Below are 24,189 nucleotides of genomic sequence, written 5' to 3'. Positions count from 1 at the left end.
CATGACTGAACTTCCCCTGATCGGCGAGGCCAGCACCGTCGCCGCAGAACCGCCCCTCGCCGGTGCCCGCATCGGCGTCGTCACCTTCCCCGGTACCCTGGATGACCGCGACGCCGCCCGCGCCGTGCGCCTCGCCGGCGGAACCGCCGTCGAACTCTGGCACGCGGACAAGGAACTTGGCGACGTTGATGCGGTCATCCTTCCGGGCGGTTTCTCCTACGGCGACTACCTGCGCGCCGGCGCCATCGCGCGTTTCGCCCCGCTGATGTCCAAAATTATCGACGCCGCCAACAGCGACGCGAAGCTCCCCGTGCTCGGCATCTGCAACGGCTTCCAGATCCTGACCGAATCGCACCTGCTGCCCGGTTCGATGATCAAGAACGACCACCTGAAGTTCCTGTGCCGCGACCAGGTACTGCGCGTCGAGAACAGCAACACCGCGTGGACGGTGGACTACCAGGCCGGCCAGGAGATCACCATCCCACTGAAGAACCAGGACGGCCAGTACATCGCGGACGAAAAGACCCTGGACGCGCTCGAGGCAGAGGGCCGCGTGGTGTTCCGCTACGTGGGGTTCAACCCCAACGGCTCCCGCCGCGACATTGCCGGCATTTCCAACGCCGCCGGTAACGTGGTGGGCCTCATGCCGCACCCCGAACATGCCGTGGAGGCCGGCTTCGGCCCCGAGTCGCTGGACGGAGTCGGCGGGTCCGACACCGACGGGCTGGGCTTCTTCACCTCCGTTTTGACCAAGATTGTGGGAGGCAAGTAATGACCGGGATCTCGACAGGCTCCATCACCGACGGCGGAGGCACGGCAACCGCCGCCGCCTCGCCCACCGCAGCCCCGGGTGCCATCACCCAAGTCAAGAAGTTCAACATCGACACCGTTGAGCATGCCGCGAAGACTCCGGACACCGAACTGCCCTGGGCCGAACTGGGCCTGAAGCAGAACGAGTTTGACGAGATAGTCAAGGTCCTGGGCCGCCGCCCCACCGGCGCCGAGCTGGCCATGTACTCCGTCATGTGGAGCGAACACTGCTCCTACAAGTCCTCGAAGAACCACCTGCGCCAGTTCGGCGAGAAGGTGACTCCGGAGATGAAGAAGGACATGCTGGTGGGCATCGGTGAAAACGCCGGTGTGACCAACCTGGGGGACGGCTGGGCCGTAACTTTCAAGATCGAATCGCACAACTCGCCGTCGTTCGTTGAGCCTTACCAGGGCGCCGCGACCGGCATCGGCGGCATTGTCCGCGACATCATCTCCATGGGCGCCCGCCCGGTTGCCGTCATGGACCCGCTGCGCTTCGGCGCGATCGACCACCCGGACACCGCGCGCGTCATGCATGGTGCGGTGGCCGGCATCGGCGGCTACGGCAACTCCCTGGGCCTGCCGAACATCGGCGGCGAAATGGTCTTTGATTCCGTCTACCAGGGCAACCCGCTGGTGAACGCCCTCGCTGTTGGCGTCATGCGGCACGAGGACATCCGCCTGGCCAACGCCTCCGGCAAGGGCAACAAGGTGGTCCTGTTCGGTGCCCGCACCGGCGGCGACGGCATCGGCGGTGCCTCCGTGCTGGCTTCGGAGTCCTTCGACGACACCAAGCCCTCCAAGCGCCCCGCCGTGCAGGTGGGCGATCCGTTCGCCGAGAAGGTCCTCATCGAGTGCTGCCTTGAGCTGTTCAAGGGTTCCCTGGTGGAAGGTATCCAGGACCTTGGCGCTGCAGGCATCTCCTGCGCCACGTCCGAGCTGGCCTCCAACGGCGACGGCGGCATGCAGGTCGAGCTGACCTCCGTCCTGCTGCGGGACCCCACGCTGACCCCGGGCGAGATCCTGATGTCCGAGTCGCAGGAACGCATGATGGCCGTTGTCACGCCGGAGAACGTGGAAGCGTTCGAGGCCGTGATGGACAAGTGGGCCGTGGAGTACTCCTGGCTGGGCGAGGTCACCGACACCGGCCGCCTGATCATCACCTGGGAAGGCGAGGTGATTGTCGACGTCGATCCCCGCACCGTCGCGCACGACGGCCCGGTCTACGACCGTCCGTTTGCCCGTCCCGAGTGGCAGGACGCCGTCCAGGCAGACACCTTCACCGGCTCCGTGCAGGACGCCGGCCGACCGGCGGCTCCGGCTGAGCTGGCCAAGGCCGTCACCGAGCTCGTGGCGTCGCCAAACATGTGCTCCAAGTCCTGGATTACCGACCAGTACGACCGCTACGTGGGCGGCAACACGTCCATGGCGTTCCCCGACGACGCCGGCGTGGTCCGCGTGGACGAGGAGTCCGGCCTGGGTGTTGCCCTGGCCACCGACGCCAACGGCCGCTACACCTACCTGGACCCGTACCACGGCGCGCAGCTGGCGCTGGCCGAGGCCTACCGCAACGTCGCCACCTCCGGCGCAGTTCCCATGGCCGTCAGCGACTGCCTCAACTTCGGTTCCCCCGAGGACCCGGACGTCATGTGGCAGCTCGCCGAAGCCATCCGCGGCCTGTCCGACGCCTGCCAGGTGCTGGGCATCCCGGTTACCGGCGGCAACGTGTCCCTGTACAACCAGACGGGCACCACCCCCATCCACCCCTCCCCCGTGGTGGCGGTCCTGGGCAAGCTCGACGACGTCGCCCGCCGCACGCCGTCGGGCTGGCGTGAGGACGGCCAGGCAATCTACCTGCTGGGCACCACCGCTGCCGAGCTGGACGGTTCCGAGTGGGCCAACCTGCGCGGCCATCTGGGCGGCCAGCCGCCCAAGGTGGACCTCGAGGCCGAACGCGCCCTGGGCGAGATCCTGATCAACGCGTCCCGCGACGGCATGATCGACTCCGCGCATGACCTCTCTGAGGGCGGCCTCGCCGCAGCCCTGGTGGAGTCCTCGCTGCGCTACGGCGTCGGCGCCCGGATTGCGCTGCAGGATGTCCTCGACCGCGACGGCGTGGACCTGTTCACGGCGTTGTTCTCCGAGTCGCAGGGCCGCGCCGTCGTGGGTGTCCCGCGCTCGGAAGAGGTCCGGTTCACTGACATGTGCAAGGCCCGCGGCTTCGCCCATACCCGCATCGGCGTGGTGGACGCGGCCAGCGGAAAGCTGGAGATCAACGGCGTGGACAGCATGTCCCTCGATGCCCTTCGCGAAGCCCACGAAGGGACTCTGCCGAAGTACTTCGGCTAATCCCCACCGCCGCCCTCGCCTCGCAAGCCCGGCCAGGGAACCCCGGCGGCGTGGGCCCATCCACCGCCGCCCTTCAACCGCGGCGGTCCGGACCTCGCACCCGAACAAGGGTGTTCGGGTCCGGACCGCCGCGGTTTCCGTTTTAATCGTGATATGGGCAAGGTGGCACGGTTCCTGGCAATGCTGGTGCTGCCTGCACTCGTCATGGTCGCTGCGGCGCCAACACCGCAAGTGGGTAGGGACGGCTACCCGCGCAGCATAGCTGCCCTGGGCGACTCCATCACCCGGGCCAACAATGCCTGCTGCGGCCCTGGCGACCGCCCCGATCAATCCTGGTCGACAGGCAGCGGCGCGGATGACGGCGTTATCAGCCACTACGAACGGCTCTTGCAGTTCAGTCCCGGAATCAGGGGACAGAATTTCAATTACGCCGTCAGCGGGGCGAGAGTGTCCGACCTGCCCCGCCAGGCAGCCGCGGCGGCCGCCCAGCAAGCCGAATACGTAACGGTCCTGGCAGGGGCCAACGACCTCTGTGCGGCTTCAGCGGGGAGCATGACTGCCGTTGGTGACTTCCAGGCAAGTGTGGACGAGGCTCTGGCCATCCTGGACCGGATGCGGCCACGCCCGCTGGTCTTCGTGAGCAGCATTCCCAACCTTTACCGGTTGTGGGAAGTCCTGCAGGACGACCCGGACGCACGGGCAGCCTGGTCCGCGGGAATCTGCCCGTCGATGCTCGCTGGCTCCAACACTGAGGAGATGCGCAGGCAGGTCGTCGAGCGCCAACTCGCCTTCAATGCGGTGCTGGCAGAAACCTGCGCGGGGTACGTGCGCTGCCGTCATGATGGCGGGGCTGTCTACGCCCACACATTCGTTGCCGGCGACATCAGCTCCCTCGACTACTTCCACCCGGGGGTCAGCGGCCAGGCCCTCCTTGCCGGGATCACCTGGAACGCGGCCTGGCAACGCTGACAGGGTCAGTCCTCGCTGTGCAGCTCCCGTTGCCGGGCGCTGAGCAGTTCGATCTCGGGGCGTCCGGCCACAAAGCGGTCGACGGCGTCAAGCACCTCCACGAGGTGACCCCGGTCCGCTGCCACCATGCCCACGCCGACTTTGGTGCGCCGGTACTGGTCATGGTCCCCCACCTCGGCGACGGACACATCAAAGCGGCGCTTGAGTTCGGCGAGCAGTGGCCTGATGACGGACCGCTTTCCCTTCAGGCTGTGGACGTCGCCGAGCAGGATGTCGAACTCGATCCAGCCGATCCACATCAGATGGTGAGCTCCCCCATCCGGTCCCAGCCTTCGCCGTCGAGCTGGCGGCTGATGATCCTGGGGGTTTCGGCGAGGGCCTGGCGCATGTCCTCAAGGCCCTTCTTGAAGTGGGCGCTGTTGACGTGGTCGCCGGCGGCGTCGTCCTTGAACGCCTCCACGAGGACGTACTCGTTCGGGTCCTCGAGGCTGCGGGACCAGTCAAACCAAAGGTTTCCCGGCTCCGCACGCGTTGCCCGGGTGAAGTCGGCAACGAGGTCCGGCCACCGCTCCGACCATTCCGGCTTAACCTTGAATTTAACGACGATGAAGATCACGGGGATGTTCCTTCCGAGGCGAGTTGGCGTGCCCCTTCAATGTACCGGGACGTTACGTACCGCTGCGCCGCCCGGGTCACGCGTCCGCCCGTGGCATAAAACCAGTTGGCCGGCTTGCTAAAAGCCGTGATCCGTAAGGACACGTCACCGGCTTTGTTGATGCGGACCTCAAACGATTCCTCACCGCGCGCCGGGTGGCCGGGCAAAGTCCCATAGCCGAAGCCGGCTGACTGGGGCGTGCCGTCCGGCAACGGCTCCCGGACCCACACCACCTGGCATGGGGCAGGCAGCCGGAAGGGTCCGACGCCGAATCCGGACACAACGCGTGCACCCGGCACAACCGTTGGTGAATCCGCGCGCACGCGCAGGCCGGCCCGCCGGTGCAGGTCCCAGCCGAGGATCCCGGCTGCCACGCGACGGTAAACGTCCATCCCGTTGCCCAAATGCGCCTCTTCCAGGACCTGGGCATACCCCTGCGGAGCCGTCCCCTGTTCGGTGCTCCCCGCCCCCGGGTAGTTCAACGCGCCTTTCGCCACTTGCCTGCTAGTCAAGAGCCCCCATCTTCGGAGCCCGCGAGCCGGGCCCAGCCCAGCTGTTCCTGCTGCTTCCGGCTCAGTCCGGCAACCACGAGGTCATAGGAATCCTCCACCATGTCGCGGACCATGCCGTCCGGCAGCGATCCGTCCAGCCGAACGCCGTTCCAGTGGGTCTTGTTCATGTGCCAGGCCCCCGTAATTTCTGGATGGGCGGCGCGCAGCTGCACCGCCAGGGACGGCTCGCACTTGAGGTTCACGTAGAAGTCACGGAAATCCAGAGAGGACAGCGCGAACAGCTTTCCTTCCTGCCCGCCGCGGACGGTCCGGGCGCGTACCTTAAATACAGCCGTCTCCGGCCCAAACGGATAGTCCTCGTAGGTGCCGGGAAACGAGAGGCAGATTGCCCTTAGCGCGTCAGGGTCCATGCAGGACAGCCTATAAAGCGGGCCGGAGCGGTGCTAGTCTGCGAGGATGTCACACGATCAGGGCAGCATACCTGTTCTTGACCTGAGCACCGCACGGCAGCCCTACGGGTCTTTCAGTCCGGAATTCATCGAGCAGTTGCGCTACGCCACCCATAACGTGGGCTTCTTCCAGCTCACCGGTTATGGAGGGTCCCCGGAGCAGGCCGAACACCTGCTGGACGTGATCCGGCGTTTCTTCGACCTGCCCCTTGAGGAGCGCCTGAAGCTTGATAACCGGCTGTCCCCGCATTTCCGCGGATACACGCGCATGGGCACGGAGGTAACCCAGGGCCGGGCGGACGCCCGGGAACAAATCGACTACTCCCCCGAACGTGAACCTGTCAGCGACTACCCGCCGGACCAGCCGTACTGGCTGCTCCAGGGGCCCAACCTGTGGCCTGACGAGGCCTTTCCGGAGCTAAAGCCCGCTGCGATGGAATGGGCGGAGCTGATGTCAACTGTGGGCATGGAACTGCTGCGGGCCATCGCTGTATCCCTCCAGCTTCCGGAAGACTACTTCGACGAGCCTTTCCGTGACGCCCCGGCCTGGATGGGGAAACTCGTGCACTACGTAGGCGGCGTGGTGGAGGAAGCCGGCGACCAGGGCGTGGGCTCGCACGCGGACTACGGTTTTGTCACCCTCCTGCTGCAGGACCAGGTGGGTGGACTTGAAGTGCAACCTCCCGGCGCGTCGGGCTGGCTGCCCGTTGAACCCATTCCCGGCGCCTTGGTGGTGAACCTGGGCGAGATGCTGGAGGTGGCCACCGAGGGATACCTGGCTGCCACCATCCACCGGGTACAGGCTCCCCCGCCGGGCGTGGACCGTTACTCTGTGCCCTTCTTCTGGTCGCCGCGGCTGGACGCCGTCATCGATCCTGTCCCGCTGCCGCCCGAGTTGAAGGCGGCGGCCAGGGGCATCACGGACGATCCCGCGAATCCCCTGCTGGCCACCTTCGGGCTCAACATGCTCAAGGGCCGGATGCGGGCGCACCCGGATGTCACCGAACGCCACTATCCGCACCTGCTGAAGTGATAGGACGCGTTTCCGCCTTGGAGTCAGAGGTTGTACTTCCAGGCCTGCTGTGCCGGGCAGACATCCATCACCACATCCAGTCCGGCGGCCTTTGCCCGCGCCACAGCAGCTTCGTCGATCACACCCAGCTGAAGCCAGACGGCCTTCGCACCCACCGCAATCGCCTCGTCCACCACGGCACCCACCCGTTGGGAATTAACAAAGCAGTCAACGACGTCGATGGGGTGCTTTTCAGCGGGAATGTCATGGAGGCTGCGGTACCCCTGTTCGCCGTGCACGGCATCGCCGGGCAGGTTGACAGGGATGATTTCCATCCCCATGCGGTCCCTGATGAACAGTGAGGTGTCGTAGGCGGCGCGCCATTCGTTGGTGGTGAGACCCACGATTGCCCACCGCCCCTTGGTCCGCATCAGGCGTTCGATAACAGCGGGATCGTTAGTGTGCGGCATGCGCCCAGCCTACCTGCGGGAGACGTGGGACTTGCCAAATGCCCGCGCGCTTCCTGAACTATCGCTGGAACTTCTGGAGCCAGGCATCCACGGGCGTTCCGGCAGGACTTCCGGGAGCAGCCCCGGCCGGCCGGAGAACTTCCGCCAGGGGCTTCACCAGACGCCCGACCGTGCCGTCACTTTCCCCGGCGGCGGCGCTGGTGACTGTGTCCGCTTCGGCCGGGACGGCAGGATCTGCGCCTTGCGGCTGCCCGGCACTTATAGGGGCCGGAGCCGGACCTTTCGCGCCGGCTCCGTTAGGCACCCGCGCCGCGCCCTTCCTGCTGCTGTCGGGGTTGCCGGCCGCGGCGTTCGGTGCCTGCGAAGGCGGGTTCCCGGACGCCGCAGCGGGCACTCCGGGCATCGATTCTTCGGCTACGGCCAACTGCCCGCCTGCCGGTTCGGGAGTATGGCTGCCGGCTGGTTCAGGATCCACTACCGGAGCAGGCGTGGAAGGGACCCCAACCACCGATGACACGGCAGCGGGGTCCGGGAACCCGGGTTCCGGCAGCTGTGCCCGGATCGTCCAGGAGGGGGTCCAGTCTTCGAGCATGTCCTGCACGGAAAGGCTGCTGCCTGCCTGGACGGGAGCGGCTGAACTGGCAGCCACGCCGCCAATGCCGGTCCCCATCCCGGCCAGCAGGGCAAGTCCCAGGGCAGTGGGATGGTTGAAGGGACGGCGACGACGGCGGCGCGCCAGTTCGTCGGCGGGCGCGGCGGCGGCGGTAATCAGCCTGGCGAGGTCACCGGTGGGTTCGGGGGCAGGAAGGGACGAAAGCGATCCGATCGACAGAAGGGCCGTACGCAGCTGTGCGTCCGCTGCCTCGCCGGCGTCGAGAAGCATCTCGTCAACCAGGACGTGCAGCGTGTCTTGGGACGTCATGGCTTCAAGTACTCCTTCACTGCCGCAAGCTCGCGGAGCTTGAAAATTGCCCGCCTCTGAAGCTGCTAGATTGCCCCGGCGCTCTTGCCCATGGCCTCTGCTGACTGCTCCACGGTGAGACCGGCCACGAGGCGGAGCGACAGGGCCTCCCGCTGGTCGTCCGCAAGGCCGTCCAGGAGACCGAGGACCTCCTGCAGCGCTATGCGTTCCAGCACCTCCGTTTCCGCCGAGAAATCCTCGCGCCGGTCCAGGTCCGGTTCAAAGGGCAACTTCACGGGGGCGCGGCTTTGCCGGCGGTGGTCGTCCACCATGCGCGCGTGGGCCACCGAGAAGAGCAATGTGCGCAACCCCGCTACGCCGCCCTGGACTGAGTCGAGCCGCGGAAGGACGGCCAGGAATACTTCCTGCATTGCGGCCTCCGGATCCTCGACTCCCCGGGCCGTGAGATAGCCCAGTACCTGTGATGCATAGGCCCGGTAAACGAGGCTGAAGACGGCTTGGCGGGGTTCGTCCCGCAGAGCCTCGTCAGTCAGTGCATCGGTCACGGACGTAGTGCTTTCAACCAAGGAGGGATGCTGTGGCCGGGTTGGCAGCCCACCGCGGGAATGCCTTTGCCCCGCCTTACTTTACCCTTCAGTAACTGGCGCGTCCGGAACCGCCACGGGCGCTACCGGTCCGGCACATCGCATCTGTCCCTGCCGCCGGCATTGAAAGAGCCGGCCTGGAACGTGATGGGGGACATGTTCCAGGCCGGCGCTACATATGGGTAATCGCTGCGGAGGCCGAAAGGGTTACGCATTTTTGAAAAACTTTTGAGAAAGTTTGAACGCCGCTGCGCTCAGGATGCCAGGACGCGGATCCAGCGTGGGGTTGCGGCAAGTTTCCGGGACCCGGCGGCAAGGGCGGCCGGGTGTGCTTTCACAGGCATGCGCAGGCGGCAGTCCGGCCGGGCAACGGATACGGCCTCAGCGGCAGGAGCCGGGCGGACAACCGCACCTGGGGGGCAGAGGTCCGTGACGAGCCCCGTGCCGGCGCACTCGCGGACTGCGGCGATCCCGGCTGCCACCGCGGTCTTATCCTCGAAGGCCCGGGAAACGGCCATAACTGTGCCGTCCGGGCCCAGGAGGCGGAACCTAAACAGTGACTCCGAGTCAACAAACACTTCAAAGTTCCCGGCCATAGCGAATCCTTCCGGTCTGCGGGATCCTGCTGGCGACGTCATCGTGCCGGATGGGCCGGTCGCATCGCTGCGTTGTCTTCCGCGGGTTGTGGGTGGAACCGTCTGGTGAGCAATTCACCTGGTGATTAAAGAGTGTGCGGCGCGCACCCCACCCCCAACAAGACAGGGCAGGTAAAGCCTGTGTAAATTGCAGCCACTCGTCGCCCTCCTTACCCCAAAGGCAAGGCAACGGCGGGCCACCCGCAAGGGTGACCCGCCGTTGTCCTTTCCAAAGAACCGCTGGTGTCAGTCGTTGATGAGGTCGTTCACCACGATGGTCTGGTCCCGGTCCGGCCCCACCCCGATTGCGGAAAAGCGGGTACCTGACAGCTTCTCCAGGGCAAGCACGTAGTTGCGGGCGTTCTCCGGAAGGTCGGCAAGAGTCCGGGCACCGGTGATGTCCTCGGTCCAGCCGTCGAAGTACTCGAAGATGGGCTTGGCGTGGTGGAACTCGGTCTGCGTCATGGGCATTTCGTCATGGCGGACGCCGTCCACGTCGTAGGCCACGCAAACGGGGATCTGTTCGATGCCGGTGAGGACGTCCAGCTTTGTTACGAAGTAGTCCGTGAAGCCGTTGACCCGGGAGGCATGGCGGGCCAGGACGGCGTCGTACCAGCCGCACCGGCGCGGGCGGCCCGTGTTGACGCCGAACTCGCCGCCGGTCTTCTGCAGGTACACGCCCATGTCGTCAAAGAGTTCCGTGGGGAACGGGCCCGCGCCGACACGGGTGGTGTACGCCTTGATGATGCCTATGGAGCGGGAGATGCGGGTGGGGCCGATGCCGGAGCCCACGGACGCTCCGCCGGCGGTGGGGTTGGACGAGGTCACGAAGGGGTAGGTGCCGTGGTCCACGTCCAGGAAGGTAGCCTGGCCGCCTTCCATCAGGACAACCTTGCCTTCATCCAGGGCGGCATTCAGGACCAGGGTGCTGTCGATGACCAGGGGGCGGAGGCGCTCGGCGAAGGACAGGAAGTACTCGACGATCTCGTCCACCACCACGCCGCGGCGGTTGTAGACCTTGACGAGCAGCTCGTTCTTCTGGCGCAGCGATCCCTCCACCTTCTGGCGGAGGATGGACTCGTCAAAGACGTCCTGTACGCGGATGCCGAGGCGGGCCACCTTGTCCATGTAGGCAGGACCGATGCCGCGTCCGGTGGTGCCGATGGCACGCTTGCCGAGGAAGCGTTCGGTCACCTTGTCCAGGACCTGGTGGTAAGGGGCAACCAGATGCGCGTTGGCGGAGACGCGCAGCTTGGAGGTGTCGGCGCCGCGGGCCTGGAGGCCGTCAATTTCCTGGAAGAGTGCTTCGAGGTTCACCACACAGCCGTTGCCGATGATCGGGACGGCGTTGGGGCTGAGAATGCCTGCCGGCAGGAGTTTGAGTTCGTACTTCTCACCGCCTACGACGACGGTGTGCCCGGCGTTGTTGCCGCCGTTCGGCTTGACGACGTAGTCAACGCGGCCGCCCAGCAGGTCGGTGGCCTTGCCCTTACCTTCGTCGCCCCACTGGGCTCCTACGATCACAATTGCTGGCATGGGATCCTCCCCCATTCGTTCGGGCTGCCCGGGGCCGGCCTTTGCGTGGCGGTCCGGCGCTGCGCCGTTCATGAGAATGCCCCGAGTGGACCGGCTTTCCGCCGTTCCGCAAGGAAACAGCAGCGCGACGGCCCCGGGGCTCTTACCACCCAAGTTTAGCGGATGGCGGACTTTGTCCACCGGATGCGCCGTCGCGCTCCTCTTTACGGAAGGTAAAGGAGCGCAACGGCGGCACGCCGCGGTTTTACTCGTCGTCGGCTTCCCCACCCGGCCGGGACGTCTGCTCGGCGAGGCTGTCCCAGAAGGAGGTGTCGGCGTCGGCGATGGAACCGTCAGCGATCGCAGCGGCAGTGGCCGTCAGGGTGGTCACCGTCTGCTTGATCAGGTAGCCGTTACTGCGCAGGCCCAGGGCGTAGCCGTCCAGGGGCTGCGGGTGCCCTGGTGGTGCAGGTCGATCATGTAGTCGATGCGGTACTTGCTCATGACGTTGTTGTGCAGCGCCTGGGTTTCGGGCTGGATCTTGGCCACGTGGTCCCGGTTGAGGTCCACGCCCTGGGCGTTGTAGCGGGTCATGTTGCGGTCGCCCTTGGCGATGTAGTCCTCCAGGGAGAAGTTCACATCGCCCATGGCGCCGTCCGCGTTGAGCATGGGTACGACGAGGATGTTCACGCCGTCCAGGATGCCCGCGGACTTGCCGGTGCCCAGGTGCTTGATGAACTCCAGCGCGCCCTCGGTGGTCAGCTGCTCATTGCCGTGCTGCTGGGTCAGGTACAGGATGGTGGGCGTGGCCGGGTCCGAGATGTACTTGACCAGGTGGATGTCGCGGCCTTTGACCGTCTGTCCGATTACTTCCAGCTCCATTGCTGGCTGGCGGGCGTCCTGGTCCTTCAGGAAGGAGATTATCTGGTCATAGGTGGCCAGCTTCGAGTTGGTGATTTGGCCGTTGCCGTCATAGTTCGGCCCCTCGCCCACGGCGTGCGCCAGCGGAGCGGGACAGGCCAGGACGGCCAGTGCCAGGGCTCCGGAAACAGCAAGGGTGTGGAGGCGCTGAACTACGCCCTGCGGGGCCTCCCTGAAGAGCAGGTCCGCTTCCATCTCTGCTGGGGCTCCTGGCACGGCCCGCACATCACGGACCTTCCCCTCGCGGACCTGGTGGACACGATGCTCCAGATCAACGCCGGCGGTTACTCCTTCGAGGCTGCCAACGTGCGCCACGAGCACGAGTGGCGAGTCTGGCAGGACACCAAGCTCCCCGAGGGCAAAGTCATCATCCCCGGCGTCGTGTCCCACGCGACCAACGTGGTAAAGCACCCTGACCTTGTGGCGGACGGGATTGTCCGTTTCGCCGAGGTTGTGGGCCGGGAGAAACGTCATCGCCTCCACGGATTGCGGGCTGGGCGGAAGGGTCCATCCGCAGATTGCCTTCGCCAAGCTCGAGTCGCTCGGGGAAGGAGCGCGCCGCGCCACCAAGCGCCTCTGGTAACCAGTCACCTGCTGAAGCCGGATACGCCGGTTGTGCCTTCAATCACCGGAAGGGGCAGCCGGCGTATCACTTCCCGGGGCTTGCTAGACTGGACAAGGCCGGCCAGGAGCCGGCCCACCCCAAATCACCGCCGCTGATGCGGCGCGCCTTGGCGCGCCCAACTCCGCCGGCGGGAAGCACCGCCAATCCCCGCAGGAGAACCAGCAGTACATGACAGCCCTGGCCCCCGAATCCTTCCATGAGCAGCTCCTGAGCCGCCGCTACGAACCCAACGTCGCCGCCGTCAACGAACTGTGCGATTCCCTCCAGGAAGCCAGGCCCGGCAGCGTGGTGCCATATGTGGATCCCATGCACGACGTCGAAGAGTGCCGGATCGTCAGCCTGTTTTCCAACATCGGCGGGGCGGACCAGTCCGGTTTCATCACCGCAGGCGACCAGGACGCCGCCACCCGCATGCTTGGCATCCAGTGGAAGCTGGGCCTGCGCCCCGAGTACGTTATGCCGTGGAACGTGCACCCCTGGCACATCCCGGGTGAGCCGAACGGCAAGTTCACCCCGGACCAGGTCCAGGCCGGCCTCAAGCCGCTGCTCAAGTTCCTGGCGCTGGTTCCCCGTGCCTCCGTCATTGTCGCGCACGGCACCGAGGCAAACCGCCTGGCCAACCTGCTCCTCAAGACCGAAGTGCCGCTCCTCTGGCGGCGCGGCCTGAAGACCTACAAGGTCCGTTCACTGAGCGGCCGCGCCTTTGCCGGTTCGCCGGCCCGCCAGGAGGAGTACCTCCAGGAAATGCGCGTTGCCTACGCCGACGCCATGGCCCGCACGGGTCTGCAGCGCGCCGTCTAAACCGCTCCTGCCAAGGAGCCACCGAACCTGCGGTGGGAACGACGGCGGGCGGTCACCTTCCCCGAAAGGTGACCGCCCGCCGTCGTTCTTTTACTTGCCTTCGATCGCTGCCTTGGCCGCGGGGTCTGAGTCCTGGAGGAACTTTGCGATGCGCTCCGGTTCCTCCGCCTCGCCGATGGCGGCCGAAGCCCGGCCCAGCGAGTACAGGGCGCGCAGGAACCCGCGGTTGGGCTCGTGCTCCCACGGGATGGGACCGGCGCCCCGCCAGCCGTTACGGCGCAGGGAATCCAGGCCGCGGTGGTAGCCCACCCGGGCGTAGGCGTAGGAGTCGATGGTGCGCCCCTCCATCCACGCCTCTTCGGCGAGGATGGCCCACAGCAGGGACGACGTAGGATGCTTGGCCACGAGGTCCAGCGGCTCCTGGCCCGCGTCCAGCTGCTGGTAGACCTCGGTCTCGGCAGGCAGGAGCGTGGGCTCGGGGCCCATCAGGTTCCTACGGAACTCGTCGGACATTCCTAGAAGGTCTTTCCGGCGGAACCGAGCTGCTTGGTGGCTTCCACCACGCGGGCTGCCAGTCCGGCTTCGGCCGAGGCGCCCCAGACGCGGGGATCGTAGGTCTTCTTGTTGCCCACTTCGCCGTCAACCTTCAGGACGCCGTCGTAGTTCTTGAACATGTGGTCGGCCACCGGGCGCGTGTAGGCGTACTGGGTGTCGGTGTCGATGTTCATCTTGATGGTGCCGTAGGAGACAGCGTCGGCGATTTCCTGGTCCGAGGAGCCGGAGCCGCCGTGGAACACCAGGTCGAACGGGTTTTCCTTGCCGATCCTGGCGCCAACCTGGGCCTGGATGTCCTTCAGGATCTCCGGGCGGAGCTTCACGCCGCCGGGCTTGTACACGCCGTGCACGTTGCCGAAGGTCAGAGCCGTGATGTAGCGGCCGTTCTCGCCTGCGCCCAAGGCCTCGACGGTGGCCAGGGCGTCCTCGACAGTGGTGTACAGCTTTTCGTTGATCTCGTTCTCAACACCGTCCTCTTCGCCGCCCACAGTGCCGATCTCAACCTCGAGGATCATCTTGGCGGCAGCGGTGCGCTCCAGCAGTTCGCGGGCGATGCGCAGGTTCTCCTGCAGCGTCTCGGCGGAGCCGTCCCACATGTGGGAGTTGAACAGCGGGTTGCGGCCGGCCTTGACCTCGGCCTCGGAGGCGGCCAGCAGCGGCAGGACAAAGCCGTCCAGCTTGTCCTTGGGGCAGTGGTCCGTGTGCAGGGCGATGTTCACGCCGTAGTTCTTGGCCACCTCGCGGGCGAACGCCGCGAAGCCCAGCGAACCGGCGACCATGTCCTTGGTGGAGGCGCCTGACCAGTAGGCGGCACCGCCGGTGGAAACCTGGACGATGCCGTCCGACTCGGCCTCGGCGAAGCCGCGCAGCGCCGCGTTCAGCGTCTGCGAGGACGTCACGTTCACCGCCGGGTACGCGAAGCCGCCCGCCTTCGCGCGGTCGATCATCTCGGAGTAGATCTCTGGGGTTGCAATGGGCATGCTGACTCCTATGCTGAGTTTCGTCTGAGGGCTGGAGACCCGAAGACCGCTGTACGGCTAGCACCCATCCTAGCGATATCCGCCACAGCGCCGGACGATCCGCGTCTGCGGGCGGTAACACTCCCGCTAGTTGGCATTCGGCGCCGGATCAGCACTGGACGTGCTGGTTGAAGACGTGCCGGCGCACCCACGCGTGCATGGCGATGGCCGCGGCGGAAGCGGCGTTTATGGACCGGGTGGAGCCGAACTGCTCAATGGATAAGGTCGCCTGCGCGGCCTGGTGCACCTCCGGCGTCAGCCCGGGGCCCTCCTGCCCGAATACCAGCACGCAGTCCCGCGGCAGGTCGTAGGTCTCCAGCGGCACCGAGTCCGGGAAGATGTCCACCCCGATGATCGCCAGCCCTTCCCCCTGCGCCCACGCCACAAAGTCCTCCACCGTGGGGTGGTGGCGGACGTGCTGGTAGCGGTCGGTGACCATGGCGCCGCGCCTGTTCCACCGCCGTCGTCCGATGATGTGCACTTCCTTGGCAAGGAAGGCGTTTGCGGTGCGCACCACCGTGCCGATGTTGAGGTCGTGCTGCCAGTTTTCGATGGCCACGTGGAAGTTGTGCCGGCGCGAGTCCAGCTCCGCCACGATCGCCTCGTGCTTCCAGTAACGGTACTTGTCCAGCACATTGCGCCGGTCGCCGTCGGCCAAAAGGTTCGGGTCCCAGTGGTCGCCTTCGGGAAGCTCGCCTTCCCAGGGCCCGACGCCGACCTCCGCCTTGGGTGCCCCGGCCTCCTCGGGCTGCGGGTTGGCGGGGTCAGGCGTGCCGGGCGTTTGGTTCACACCTCAACACTAGACTGGCCACTGGACCAATCATCACCGGTGGAGGCAAGCGTGGCAGAAGCAGACCAGGTAGTTAGCAACCCGGCGGTTTACCGCAGCGGCCAGGAGATCGAGTGCTGGCTGACGGACATGGACGGTGTGCTCGTGCACGAAAACCAGGCCGTTCCCGGCGCCGCGGAACTCATCCAGCGGTGGGTGGACACGTCGAAGCGTTTCCTGGTGCTCACCAACAATTCCATCTTTACGCCCCGCGACCTGGCCGCCCGGCTCCGTGCCTCCGGCCTTGAGGTACCTGAGGAAAACATTTGGACCTCCGCCCTGGCCACCGCACAGTTCCTGAAGGACCAGGTGCAGGGTTCCGGGTCCGGCAACCGCGCGTACACCATCGGCGAGGCAGGGCTGACGACGGCGCTGCACGAGGCAGGTTTCATCCTCACGGACCAGGACCCGGACTTCGTTGTGCTCGGCGAAACGCGCACGTATTCCTTTGAGGCGATCACCACCGCCATCCGCCTCATCCTGGCCGGGGCACGATTCATCGCCACCAACCCGGACGCCACCGGGCCGTCCAAGGACGGCCCCCTGCCGGCGACCGGCGCCATCGCCGCCCTCATCACCAAGGCCACGGACCGGGAACCCTATGTGGTGGGCAAGCCCAACCCGATGATGTTCCGTTCCGCCATGAACCAGATCGACGCGCACTCAGAGACGACGGCCATGATCGGCGACCGCATGGACACAGACATAGTGGCCGGCATGGAGGCGGGTCTGCATACCGTCCTGGTCCTGACCGGCATCACCCGGCGCGAGGACATTGGTGCGTTCCCGTTCCGGCCAAACCAGGTCCTGAATTCCGTGGCGGACCTTAAGAACCAGATTTAGAACACGCTCACCCGCGAGCCGCCGCGTGGCAGCGGGAAGAACCCGTCCAGCAGCTCCTCCAACAGCGGGTTGTACACGTTGGGGTTCCAGCCGGGGCTGGCGTGGGCGGGGGCGGCGCCGGTGGTCTGCAAATCCGTGGACACCATGTTGTCCTTGTACGCCACCGCCCAGGCCTCGGCCGCCGTCTGGTAACGGACAGTGCGGTCCCTGGGGTTGCCGATGTACGCCATTTTCGCGTCGCCGATCTTCCCGGCGAAGCGGGCGCCGTCGAAGTGGTAGATGTATGCGGACTCCGTCTGGATCAGCACGCTGGACGGTGCGATCGGCGACAGCTGTTCCAACGTCTGGTCCAGGATTTGCCGCCAGCTCCGCTCGTCCTTGTGGATCACCCGCTCACCCAGCTCATAGCCGCCGCGGAGGGTGGACGGGAACCGGAAGCCGCGCTCGTAAAGGAACACCACGCCGTCGAACCAGCTCTGGTCCAGGACGTCGTGCTTACTGTAGGGGCTGGAATCCAGCACGATGAACTCAACTTCCACGCCGTGGATCTCCAGCAGGCGCGCCGCCACCTGCGTGGCCACCATGCCACCGAAGCTGTGGCCATAGAAGTACAGCTTGGTGAGCTTCTGGGCCCGGACGTACTCGATCACCGCGATGACCACGTCGTCGATGTCCAGCCCCTGGTTTGAATACCCTACGGCTGCCAGCCGTGCCCGCTTGTTGAGGGAGCCGCGAAGCGAATTCAGGATCCACTGCGCTTCTTCCCAACTGGTTTTGTAACCGGGAAAGAGGAACCAGCTGGCATCCGGGTAGTACAGGTCCGCGAACTGGTCGGAAACGGGAAGGATTTTTTCCGTCTGGCGCTGCGACTGGACCTGCCGGGTGAGGAGCATGTCCGCGGCAAGCAGGCCGGAGGAGCCGGCCCAGGTGAGGAAGGCGCGGCGCGAGAATTGTTTTAGGGCAGCGGCTTCCGTCAGCAGGCGTGCGGCGGGTGCCCCGCGCCGGTCCTGCGGATTTACCTCCCCCTCATACGGCACGCCACTACCGTAGGCACAACCGAAGACGCCCCCGCAAGGACCGCGGTGTAACCATTCAGTGACGCCGGGTCAGCTGGCCGCCTGCCCTTCCGCTGCCGGGAACGGTTCCTGTGGATCCTGCTGGCGGCGCAGGATTTCCTGCCCGATGTCGTTGTACCGCCCCAGCAAATCCGGCCCTCCGAACGCACTGGGGTTGTCCAGCAGCGCGAACAGGCAGTCACTGGCGTCCAGCAGTTCCTCGTCCGAATACTCAGCCAGCTGCCGGCCAAACAGCTCTTCAAGCCGGGATGCCGGCAGGTCCGGAAACCCGTCCATCCCGTCCAGCAGGAAAGGGCCGTCATCGTCCACGAGGACCAGGGGCCGGGCCAGCGGGGCTGCGGGTCGTATCGCAATGTCAGCGGCGGGTGTGAGGTGAAGCGACACACCTGGGCTGGAAATGCCCGGAGTGGCATGGACGTCCATGGCGGTCAGGTCGGCCCGCAATCCTGCCAGGGCAGGGGATTCGACCAGTGCGGCCTGGGAGAGGTCCACCCGGATGTGCGAGCGCAGCCCCATTCGCCTGATGCGGCGGATGATGTGGATAAGGTCGGGGCGCGATTCGTGGGTGAGGGTTCCCCGGACGTCGATGCGAACGGTGTCGGCGGGGACATCCAGGTGAACGAAAGCGTTCAGGGCCCGGTCCATAGGTACTCCAAAAGAAGGTCTATGGCTGTCGGCTCAACCTCGGCAAGCCTAACCCCCGCAGGAGCCGGGCACAACCCGCCGGTAACCTAGGGCTGCATGGCCAGGCGGCCGGCGGTTCCCGCCCCGGCAGGGAGCCAGGGCGGGAACGGCCGGCTAACCGGGACCGGCTAAGAGAGTCCCAGTTCGTCCTTGCCGAAGGCGAACAGGTAGGGGACGCCCGCTTCGGCTTCGATCTTTTCCTTGGCGCCGGTGTCACGGTCCACGATCACGGCCACTGCCACAACGTTGCCGCCGGCTTTGCGCACGCCCTCCACTGCGGTCAGTGCCGAGCCGCCGGTAGTGGACGTGTCCTCCAGGACCAGCACGTTCCGGCCTTCCACGGAGGGGCCTTCCACCTGGCGGCCCATGCCGTAGGACTTCTGTGCCTTACGGACCACGAAGGCGTCCACCGTCCGGCCGGCGTCGGCGGCGGCGTGCATCACTGCAGTGCCGACAGGGTCAGCACCCATGGTGAGCCCGCCGGCGCATTCGAAGTCGATGCCGGCCTCGTCCGCCAGCGCCAGCATGACCTGGCCCACCAGCCTGGACGCCTCATGGTGCAGGGTGATGCGGCGAAGGTCGATGTAGTAGTCGGCTTCCGCTCCGCTGGAGAGGATGACCCTGCCGCGGACTACGGCAAGCTCCTTGATCAGTTCGAGCAGGCGGGCGCGGGCGGCTGCAGAGTGCACTGCAGTCTCACTGGGGGAAGTCATGCGCTCCAGTTTAGTGGGTCAGCGGCGGGCGAAACCGGGGGCGTGTTCCGGACGGGGGCCGAACGCGATGAGCCGGGGCAGGGCACGCCTCACCACAGGGGCGTGGCGCACGATGAACCCCGCTACCGGCTGGACGGCAGGCGTCCTTCCGGAAAACAGCGGAACGAACACTGCCCGGTGCATGACACGCTGAACGGTTTGCATAACAACAGTGGGCATCCGGCGCCGCCGTTCCACAGCGGCCAGGCTCTTTACGGGCACCTTCCCCCGGCGCAGGTCCGGCACCAGGAGCGCAGCGGTGGCGACGGCATCCTGGATGGCCAGGTTGATCCCTACGCCGCCTACCGGGGACATCGCGTGGGCGGCATCGCCAATACACAGGAAGCCGTCCACGTACCAGCGCCGTAGCCGGTCCAACCTGACGTCCAGCCAGTGCAGGTCGTCGAGGGAGCGGATGGCGTCGACGCGGTCCGCGAGGTCCGGGCGCAGCCTGGCGATACGTTCCCGGAAGCGTTCGATGCCCTCGGCCCGGATTCGGGCGTCGTCGCCCTTGGCGCGGACGTATCCCATTTGGTAGTAGTCGGTCCGCGTCAGGGCGATCATTGCTTCCCGGTCCCCGAAGGCAGGCACGACTCCGGCCACCACTCCCTCTTCCGAAGCACGCCTCGGCAGCTTGAACCACCAGGTGTCGAAGGGTACCGGGAACTCTCTTGGCCGCAGCCCTGCTGCCCGGCGCAGGACGGACTTTCGCCCGTCGGCGGCTACCACCAGTCCGGCCCGCAGCACTCCCCCGCCGTTCTGCGAACCTCCGCCCTTCCGGTAGCGCACTCCTGTGACGCGCCCGCCGTCGAACTCCAGGCCCGTGGCCTCATGCTCCATCAACAGCGTGAAGGTGGGCTCTGCAGCCGCTTCGGTAGCCAGGAAATTCAGGAAGTCCCACTGCGGCATCATGGCGACGTAGTTGTAGGGAGGCTTCAACATCTTGAAATCGCCGAGCGTGACCGGTTCCGCTCCTGGAACGGGAAGCGCCACCCGGTCCAGCCGGCTTTGGGGCAGTTGACGGAAGCCCTCCCCCAGCCCCAGCTCGTCGATCAGCCGGATGGTGGAAGGATGGACCGTGTCGCCGCGGAAGTCCCGCAGGAAGTCCCCGTGCTTTTCGAGGACAACAACTTTGACCCCGGCCCTGGCCAGCAACAGCCCCAGCACCATGCCCGCCGGGCCGCCGCCCACAACAACGCATCCCGCCTGCTCCATAAACCCACGCTACGCCGGGCAGCACCTGCTGCGCAGCAGCGGGCGCGGCGGCTAGTGTGGACCACATGCGCGAACTTCAGGCGAAAATCATCGAAGAAATGGGCGTTCAGCCCCGGATCGATCCCGCAGGGGAGGTGCGCAAGCGCGTCACATTCCTCAAGGACTACCTTAAGGCCACGCAGACCAAGGGCTTTGTCCTGGGTATCTCGGGCGGCCTGGATTCCTCCCTGGCCGGGAAGCTCGCCCAGCTCGCCGTTGAGGAGCTGGAAGCCGAGGGCGTGGAGGCCAATTTCGTGGCCGTACGGCTGCCCTACGGCGTGCAGCATGACGAGGAGGATGCCCAGGCGGCGCTGGACTTCATCCAGGCCAAGACCGAATGGACCTTCAACATTTCCGCAGCGGTGGACGGGTTCGAGGATGAGTTCGAGAAGACCGTGGGCACCGAGATCTCAGACTTCCACAAGGGCAACACCAAGGCCCGTACCCGCATGATCGCCCAGTACGCCCTGGCCGGCGAGCACAACTACCTGGTGCTCGGCACGGACCACGGCGCCGAGTCCGTCACCGGCTTCTTCACCAAGTATGGCGACGGTGGCGCGGACATCCTGCCCCTCTTCGGGCTGAACAAGCGGCAGAACCGGGAGCTGCTGGCAGAGCTGGGCGCCCCTGCCCGGGTATGGGAAAAGGTGCCCACCGCCGACTTGCTGGATGACAAGCCCGGCCGCACCGATGAGGACGAGCTTGGCCTGAGCTACGACCAGATTGACGACTATCTGGAGGGCCGGGAGGTTCCGGAGCACGTCGCTGAACTGATCGAGGAGAAGTACCTGCGGACCCGGCACAAGCGCACTGTTCCCGTCACCATCTTCGACACCTGGTGGAAGCACGAGGGTCCCGAAGAGCCCCGGGCAGGCCTGTAAACCTAAGGCCGGCACCAGCCGCCGAATCAGCCCACTTTTGGGGAAGCACGACGGCGCGACGCACCGGAAAGGTGCGGCGCGCCGTCGCCCTTTTCCGGCAAAGTCGGGCTACTTCAGCGTGCTTCCCCGCCGCCCAGCTGCTGGGTGATCCGGTATGCCTTCGCGCCACCACGACGGCGTGTCCGCAGCAATGTGCCCCTGCACGGAAGGGTACGGGCTGCGGCAGTCGCAACTGCCATACGCCGGGAAGGCATGCGCTGAAAGACGCCATACCGCGCAAAACCCTTGCAAGCAGGGCGTTGTCCCCGTACTTTGGGGACTGCGGGGGACGTTCTCCGCGCACTCCGGCCTGACGCGCCGGGGGGAGAATCAGAGTCACATGAAGGAATGCAGCCATGGCAACAGGCACAGTTAAATGGTTCAACGCCGAAAAGGGTTTTGGCTTCATTGCCCCCGATGACGGGTCCGCTGACGTTTTCGCCCACTACTCGGCAATCGCCACCAGCGGTTACCGCTCCCTGGACGAGAACCAGAAGGTCGAATTCGATGTGACCCAGGGCCCCAAGGGCCCGCAGGCAGAGAACATCCGCCCGCTCTAAGGCTTGAGATCTCCGGCCCTAGCCGGAGCACCCCTTCAGCGGCCCCTCCGGTTCATGCCGGCGGGGCCGCTGTTTCATGCCCGGACACCAGGCGGCCGGCGCCCGTTTTGGGATAATAGAAGCATGACCGGAGATGCCCGGGACAAGGATCCCTGGGAAGAGTTCGATGCGCTCGGGCCTGCCGCGCCTGACCGGGTTCCCGGCTACCCTGGCGGGGAGCCCCAGGGTTTCGGCTTCCGCACAGGCGTGCGGAGCGCGCGTGTCGCCGTCGGTTTCGCCGCCTACACGCTGGCACTGGGCACCATCCTGGCCCTGACCGGCTGCATTGTCTTCATTGCCCAGGAGCAGTGGCTGCTGGTGGGGCTCATGCTCCTCATCGAAGCAGTTTTCATCTTCGCGTTCACCCGGCTCGTTGCCCAGGCCAGGACGCGCTCGCCGCGGCACCGGCCCGCCCGCTGACCATACGTTCGCTGTCCCTTGACCTTGACGTTGCGTCAACCCCTAGGCTCGAAACCATGGAAGACAACACTGCCCGGCCGGGAAGGGACTGGTCAGTCCAGGACGTGGCCCGGATGGCCGGCACCACCAGCCGCACGCTCCGGCACTACGACGATATCGGGCTCCTGAAGCCCAGCCGGGTGGGTGGCAACGGCTACCGCTATTACGACGGCGCCGCCCTCCTCCAGCTGCAACGGATCCTGCTCCTTCGCGGGCTTGGGCTGGGACTGCCGGCCATTGCTGAGGTCTTCCAACAACAGACGGACACGGTGCAGGCCCTGTCACGGCACCTGGAGTGGCTGCGGCAGGAAAAGGAGCGGCTGTCCCGGCAGATCCGGTCCGTCCGGCAAACGATTGAAACAGTACAAGGAGGAGGCGAGCTGATGGCAGAGAAGATGTTTGACGGCTTTGACCACACGCAGTACAAGGACGAGGTGGAGGAGCGCTGGGGCAAGGAGACCTACGCCAAGGGCGATTCCTGGTGGCGGGGCATGGGTGATGACGAAAGGCAGGAGTGGAAGGCCCGCTCGGAAAAACTGGGGCAGGACTGGGTGGCTGCCGCCGGATCCGGTGTCGCAGCGGACAGCCCTGAAGCGCAGGTCCTGGCCAAACGGCACGTTGAATGGCTGATATCCATCCCGGGTACCCCGGCCGCGGAAAGGGGCGGCGATGTCAAGGGCTACGTAACGGGCCTCGCTGACATGTATGTTGCCGATCCCCGTTTTGGGGTGAACTACGGTGGAGAGTCTGGCGCCGGATTTGTCCGGGACGCGCTGCGAGCCTACGCGGAGCAGAACCTCTAGTTGCCGGGCCCCAGTTCCGGGCGCACGGAATCCCGGCTCACCGGAATCTTAGATGGGCCGGGAGCGTGCACTGGGTCAGCGCAGCCGCTTTCCTGCGGCCGCCGCGGCCCCGGCGAGCGCGGCTGCCGCCAGGATCCTGCGCTGCGCGGTCCGGCGCCAGCCGTGCCAGTTGCCGCCGATGGACCCCTTCCTGATTGATTCGGAGGTCCGGTGCAGGTTGCCGGAGGTCACCGGGGCCGGTTTGCGGCGGGGCAGCTGCTTCCTGTCCACCTGCCGGGCCGCGGCCGCTTCGACCCTTTTCGGCGTGACCTTATGCTGCAGGACCAGCAGGCGCCCGGCCAGGCCGCCCACCACCGTTTCGCGGCGGGGGCGGGCGATGACGTGGACTATCGCCTTCGCAACCCGTTCCGCGGTGTAGACCGGGGGCATGGCGGCAAGCCGGCGCCCGCTGTAGTTGGCGGCGTGCTGGTAGAACGGGGTGTCGATCGTGGCGGGCAGGACTGTGCACACCTTCACGCCGGACACACCTTCAAGTGCCAGTTCCGAGCGCAGGCTGACGCTGAGTGAACGGACCGCGGCCTTGGACATGGAATAAGCCGCGTTGTAGGGCAGCGGCGTTTCCCCCACCACGGACGCCACGTTGACCAGGACGCCCGTTCCTTGCCCTGCGAAACGGCTGAGGGCGGCACGGGCCCCGTTGACGTATCCGGAGATATTGACGTCCAGTACACGCTGGAAGTCCGCGGGCGGGATCTCGGTCAGGCGTCCGAAGGCTGCGACCGCTGCGTTATTGACCCACACATCCAGGCGCCCGAACTCCGCCACCGCACGTGCCGCCAGGTCGTCCACCATGGCCGGCTCCGTCACATCCGTGACCACCGCGATGGCCTTCGCGCCGCGTTTCCTGCATTCGCGGGCAACAGCTTCAAGCGCCTTCCCTCCGCGCGCTGCCAGCACCAGCCGCGCGCCCTTATCAGCGCAGCGGAGGGCGGTGGCGCGCCCGATCCCGCTGGACGCACCGGTAATCACAATGACTGAATTTTTGACGCGCATCCGGCTTCCCTTCCTGCCTCCCCATCGGGGAGGACAGAACAGTAAGTATGCTTACCGCTTCGATGCTAGCGAGGCCGGGCCCGGAGGACAACGTTCCAACCGTTGAGCGTCCCG

At 66.1% G+C, this 24,189-nt stretch carries 26 protein-coding genes and 3 pseudogenes; 11 read left to right on the top strand and 18 right to left on the bottom strand.

Annotated features, from left to right (window positions below; all coding sequences use genetic code 11):
* Window position 1: 1 nt before the first annotated feature.
* The 3 genes from purQ (at window position 2) to ACLH0K_RS03265 (ending at window position 4,128) form a co-directional block, all read left to right on the top strand.
* Entirely contained in the window at window positions 2–772 is a 771-nt protein-coding gene (purQ, locus tag ACLH0K_RS03275; protein WP_138607487.1) for a phosphoribosylformylglycinamidine synthase subunit PurQ, read from the top strand.
* Window positions 772–3,159, top strand: a complete 2,388-nt coding sequence (purL, locus tag ACLH0K_RS03270; protein ID WP_411375439.1) for a phosphoribosylformylglycinamidine synthase subunit PurL — start codon at window positions 772–774, stop codon at window positions 3,157–3,159. Before purQ ends, purL begins: the two co-directional genes overlap by 1 nt.
* Before the next feature lie 153 nt (window positions 3,160–3,312).
* The gene (locus tag ACLH0K_RS03265; RefSeq protein WP_411375438.1) at window positions 3,313–4,128 is read left to right on the top strand and encodes a GDSL-type esterase/lipase family protein; all 816 of its coding nucleotides are present in this window, start codon (window positions 3,313–3,315) and stop codon (window positions 4,126–4,128) included.
* Window positions 4,129–4,133: 5 nt separating this feature from the next.
* Here ACLH0K_RS03265 and ACLH0K_RS03260 read toward each other — a convergent pair whose 3' ends face one another.
* The 4 genes from ACLH0K_RS03260 to ACLH0K_RS03245 are packed head-to-tail and all read right to left on the bottom strand — an operon-like array spanning window position 4,134 to window position 5,705.
* Window positions 4,134–4,427, bottom strand: coding sequence for a DUF503 domain-containing protein (locus ACLH0K_RS03260; protein WP_411375437.1), 294 nt, complete (start codon window positions 4,425–4,427; stop codon window positions 4,134–4,136).
* Window positions 4,427–4,744: a putative quinol monooxygenase gene (locus ACLH0K_RS03255; RefSeq protein ID WP_411375436.1), complete on the bottom strand. Its 318-nt coding sequence runs from the start codon at window positions 4,742–4,744 to the stop codon at window positions 4,427–4,429. The genes ACLH0K_RS03260 and ACLH0K_RS03255 overlap by 1 nt, the downstream gene beginning before the upstream one ends.
* Window positions 4,741–5,295 (bottom strand): DUF1990 family protein, encoded by a 555-nt coding sequence (locus ACLH0K_RS03250; protein WP_411375435.1) that lies wholly within the window; start codon window positions 5,293–5,295, stop codon window positions 4,741–4,743. The genes ACLH0K_RS03255 and ACLH0K_RS03250 overlap by 4 nt, the downstream gene beginning before the upstream one ends.
* A complete protein-coding gene (locus ACLH0K_RS03245; RefSeq protein ID WP_411375434.1) occupies window positions 5,292–5,705 on the bottom strand; it encodes an MmcQ/YjbR family DNA-binding protein in 414 nt (137 codons plus the stop codon). Before ACLH0K_RS03245 ends, ACLH0K_RS03250 begins: the two co-directional genes overlap by 4 nt.
* A 46-nt stretch (window positions 5,706–5,751) precedes the next feature.
* On the opposite strand from ACLH0K_RS03245, the gene ACLH0K_RS03240 reads away from it, so the two are divergent.
* Window positions 5,752–6,777: an isopenicillin N synthase family dioxygenase gene (locus ACLH0K_RS03240; protein ID WP_411375433.1), complete on the top strand. Its 1,026-nt coding sequence runs from the start codon at window positions 5,752–5,754 to the stop codon at window positions 6,775–6,777.
* Window positions 6,778–6,800: 23 nt separating this feature from the next.
* Here ACLH0K_RS03240 and ACLH0K_RS03235 read toward each other — a convergent pair whose 3' ends face one another.
* From ACLH0K_RS03235 to ACLH0K_RS03210, 6 genes and pseudogenes are all read right to left on the bottom strand, one after another.
* Window positions 6,801–7,226: a CoA-binding protein gene (locus ACLH0K_RS03235; RefSeq protein WP_411375432.1), complete on the bottom strand. Its 426-nt coding sequence runs from the start codon at window positions 7,224–7,226 to the stop codon at window positions 6,801–6,803.
* Window positions 7,227–7,284: 58 nt separating this feature from the next.
* Window positions 7,285–8,148 carry a hypothetical protein gene (locus ACLH0K_RS03230; RefSeq protein WP_411375431.1) on the bottom strand — a complete coding sequence of 288 codons (864 nt, stop codon included), beginning with the start codon at window positions 8,146–8,148 and terminating at the stop codon, window positions 7,285–7,287.
* A pseudogene (locus tag ACLH0K_RS03225) lies at window positions 8,145–8,693 on the bottom strand (RNA polymerase sigma factor). Before ACLH0K_RS03225 ends, ACLH0K_RS03230 begins: the two are co-directional and overlap by 4 nt.
* Before the next feature lie 293 nt (window positions 8,694–8,986).
* A complete protein-coding gene (locus ACLH0K_RS03220; RefSeq protein WP_411375430.1) occupies window positions 8,987–9,328 on the bottom strand; it encodes a YegP family protein in 342 nt (113 codons plus the stop codon).
* Window positions 9,329–9,613: 285 nt separating this feature from the next.
* Window positions 9,614–10,903 (bottom strand): adenylosuccinate synthase, encoded by a 1,290-nt coding sequence (locus ACLH0K_RS03215; protein WP_411375429.1) that lies wholly within the window; start codon window positions 10,901–10,903, stop codon window positions 9,614–9,616.
* Between the two features lie 244 nt (window positions 10,904–11,147).
* A pseudogene (locus tag ACLH0K_RS03210) lies at window positions 11,148–11,998 on the bottom strand (M14 family zinc carboxypeptidase).
* Between ACLH0K_RS03210 and ACLH0K_RS03205 the strand changes: the two are divergent.
* Together ACLH0K_RS03205 and ACLH0K_RS03200 are read left to right on the top strand one after the other, a co-directional pair.
* A pseudogene (locus ACLH0K_RS03205) lies at window positions 11,942–12,386 on the top strand (epoxyalkane--coenzyme M transferase); the annotation flags it as partial. The pseudogenes ACLH0K_RS03210 and ACLH0K_RS03205 sit on opposite strands and share 57 nt — an antisense overlap.
* 210 nt (window positions 12,387–12,596) lie before the next feature.
* Window positions 12,597–13,229, top strand: a complete 633-nt coding sequence (locus ACLH0K_RS03200) for a uracil-DNA glycosylase (protein ID WP_411375428.1) — start codon at window positions 12,597–12,599, stop codon at window positions 13,227–13,229.
* Window positions 13,230–13,319: 90 nt separating this feature from the next.
* Here the strand turns inward: ACLH0K_RS03200 and ACLH0K_RS03195 are convergent, their stop codons facing one another.
* The 3 genes from ACLH0K_RS03195 to ACLH0K_RS03185 form a co-directional block, all read right to left on the bottom strand.
* Window positions 13,320–13,742 (bottom strand): DUF3151 domain-containing protein, encoded by a 423-nt coding sequence (locus ACLH0K_RS03195; RefSeq protein WP_411375427.1) that lies wholly within the window; start codon window positions 13,740–13,742, stop codon window positions 13,320–13,322.
* 2 nt (window positions 13,743–13,744) lie between these two features.
* A complete protein-coding gene (gene fbaA / locus ACLH0K_RS03190) occupies window positions 13,745–14,764 on the bottom strand; it encodes a class II fructose-bisphosphate aldolase (protein ID WP_138138654.1) in 1,020 nt (339 codons plus the stop codon).
* Between the two features lie 148 nt (window positions 14,765–14,912).
* Window positions 14,913–15,593 carry a TrmH family RNA methyltransferase gene (locus ACLH0K_RS03185; RefSeq protein ID WP_411375426.1) on the bottom strand — a complete coding sequence of 227 codons (681 nt, stop codon included), beginning with the start codon at window positions 15,591–15,593 and terminating at the stop codon, window positions 14,913–14,915.
* A gap of 51 nt (window positions 15,594–15,644) precedes the next feature.
* Here ACLH0K_RS03185 and ACLH0K_RS03180 point away from each other — a divergent pair, with 51 nt between their 5' ends.
* Entirely contained in the window at window positions 15,645–16,475 is an 831-nt protein-coding gene (locus ACLH0K_RS03180; RefSeq protein WP_411375425.1) for an HAD-IIA family hydrolase, read from the top strand.
* On the opposite strand, the gene ACLH0K_RS03175 is transcribed toward ACLH0K_RS03180, so the two are convergent.
* The 4 genes from ACLH0K_RS03175 to ACLH0K_RS03160 form a co-directional block, all read right to left on the bottom strand.
* A complete protein-coding gene (locus ACLH0K_RS03175) occupies window positions 16,472–17,512 on the bottom strand; it encodes an alpha/beta fold hydrolase (protein WP_411375424.1) in 1,041 nt (346 codons plus the stop codon). The genes ACLH0K_RS03180 and ACLH0K_RS03175 overlap by 4 nt on opposite strands.
* 69 nt (window positions 17,513–17,581) lie before the next feature.
* Window positions 17,582–18,196: a hypothetical protein gene (locus tag ACLH0K_RS03170; protein WP_411375423.1), complete on the bottom strand. Its 615-nt coding sequence runs from the start codon at window positions 18,194–18,196 to the stop codon at window positions 17,582–17,584.
* 167 nt (window positions 18,197–18,363) lie between these two features.
* Window positions 18,364–18,948 carry an orotate phosphoribosyltransferase gene (gene pyrE / locus ACLH0K_RS03165; protein WP_411375422.1) on the bottom strand — a complete coding sequence of 195 codons (585 nt, stop codon included), beginning with the start codon at window positions 18,946–18,948 and terminating at the stop codon, window positions 18,364–18,366.
* An 18-nt stretch (window positions 18,949–18,966) separates the two neighbouring features.
* On the bottom strand, window positions 18,967–20,202 hold the full coding sequence (locus ACLH0K_RS03160; protein WP_411375421.1) for an FAD-dependent oxidoreductase: 1,236 nt from the start codon (window positions 20,200–20,202) through the stop codon (window positions 18,967–18,969).
* A 65-nt stretch (window positions 20,203–20,267) separates the two neighbouring features.
* On the opposite strand from ACLH0K_RS03160, the gene nadE reads away from it, so the two are divergent.
* The 4 genes from nadE (at window position 20,268) to ACLH0K_RS03140 (ending at window position 23,022) form a co-directional block, all read left to right on the top strand.
* Window positions 20,268–21,122, top strand: a complete 855-nt coding sequence (nadE, locus tag ACLH0K_RS03155; RefSeq protein WP_411375420.1) for an ammonia-dependent NAD(+) synthetase — start codon at window positions 20,268–20,270, stop codon at window positions 21,120–21,122.
* Between the two features lie 395 nt (window positions 21,123–21,517).
* Window positions 21,518–21,721 carry a cold-shock protein gene (locus ACLH0K_RS03150; RefSeq protein WP_009357211.1) on the top strand — a complete coding sequence of 68 codons (204 nt, stop codon included), beginning with the start codon at window positions 21,518–21,520 and terminating at the stop codon, window positions 21,719–21,721.
* Between the two features lie 123 nt (window positions 21,722–21,844).
* The gene (locus tag ACLH0K_RS03145; protein WP_411375419.1) at window positions 21,845–22,180 is read left to right on the top strand and encodes a hypothetical protein; all 336 of its coding nucleotides are present in this window, start codon (window positions 21,845–21,847) and stop codon (window positions 22,178–22,180) included.
* Window positions 22,181–22,236: 56 nt separating this feature from the next.
* Complete coding sequence (locus ACLH0K_RS03140; RefSeq protein WP_411375418.1) at window positions 22,237–23,022, top strand: MerR family transcriptional regulator; 786 nt, start codon at window positions 22,237–22,239, stop codon at window positions 23,020–23,022.
* A gap of 75 nt (window positions 23,023–23,097) precedes the next feature.
* On the opposite strand, the gene ACLH0K_RS03135 is transcribed toward ACLH0K_RS03140, so the two are convergent.
* Window positions 23,098–24,075, bottom strand: coding sequence for an SDR family oxidoreductase (locus ACLH0K_RS03135; RefSeq protein ID WP_411375417.1), 978 nt, complete (start codon window positions 24,073–24,075; stop codon window positions 23,098–23,100).
* Between the last annotated feature and the right edge of the window lie 114 nt (window positions 24,076–24,189).

It is taken from the genome of Arthrobacter sp. MPF02 (assembly GCF_046605375.1).
GTDB lineage: Bacteria > Actinomycetota > Actinomycetes > Actinomycetales > Micrococcaceae > Arthrobacter.
Note: the sequence above shows the minus strand (reverse complement) of the source record. Positions and strands in the feature narration are given on the sequence as shown.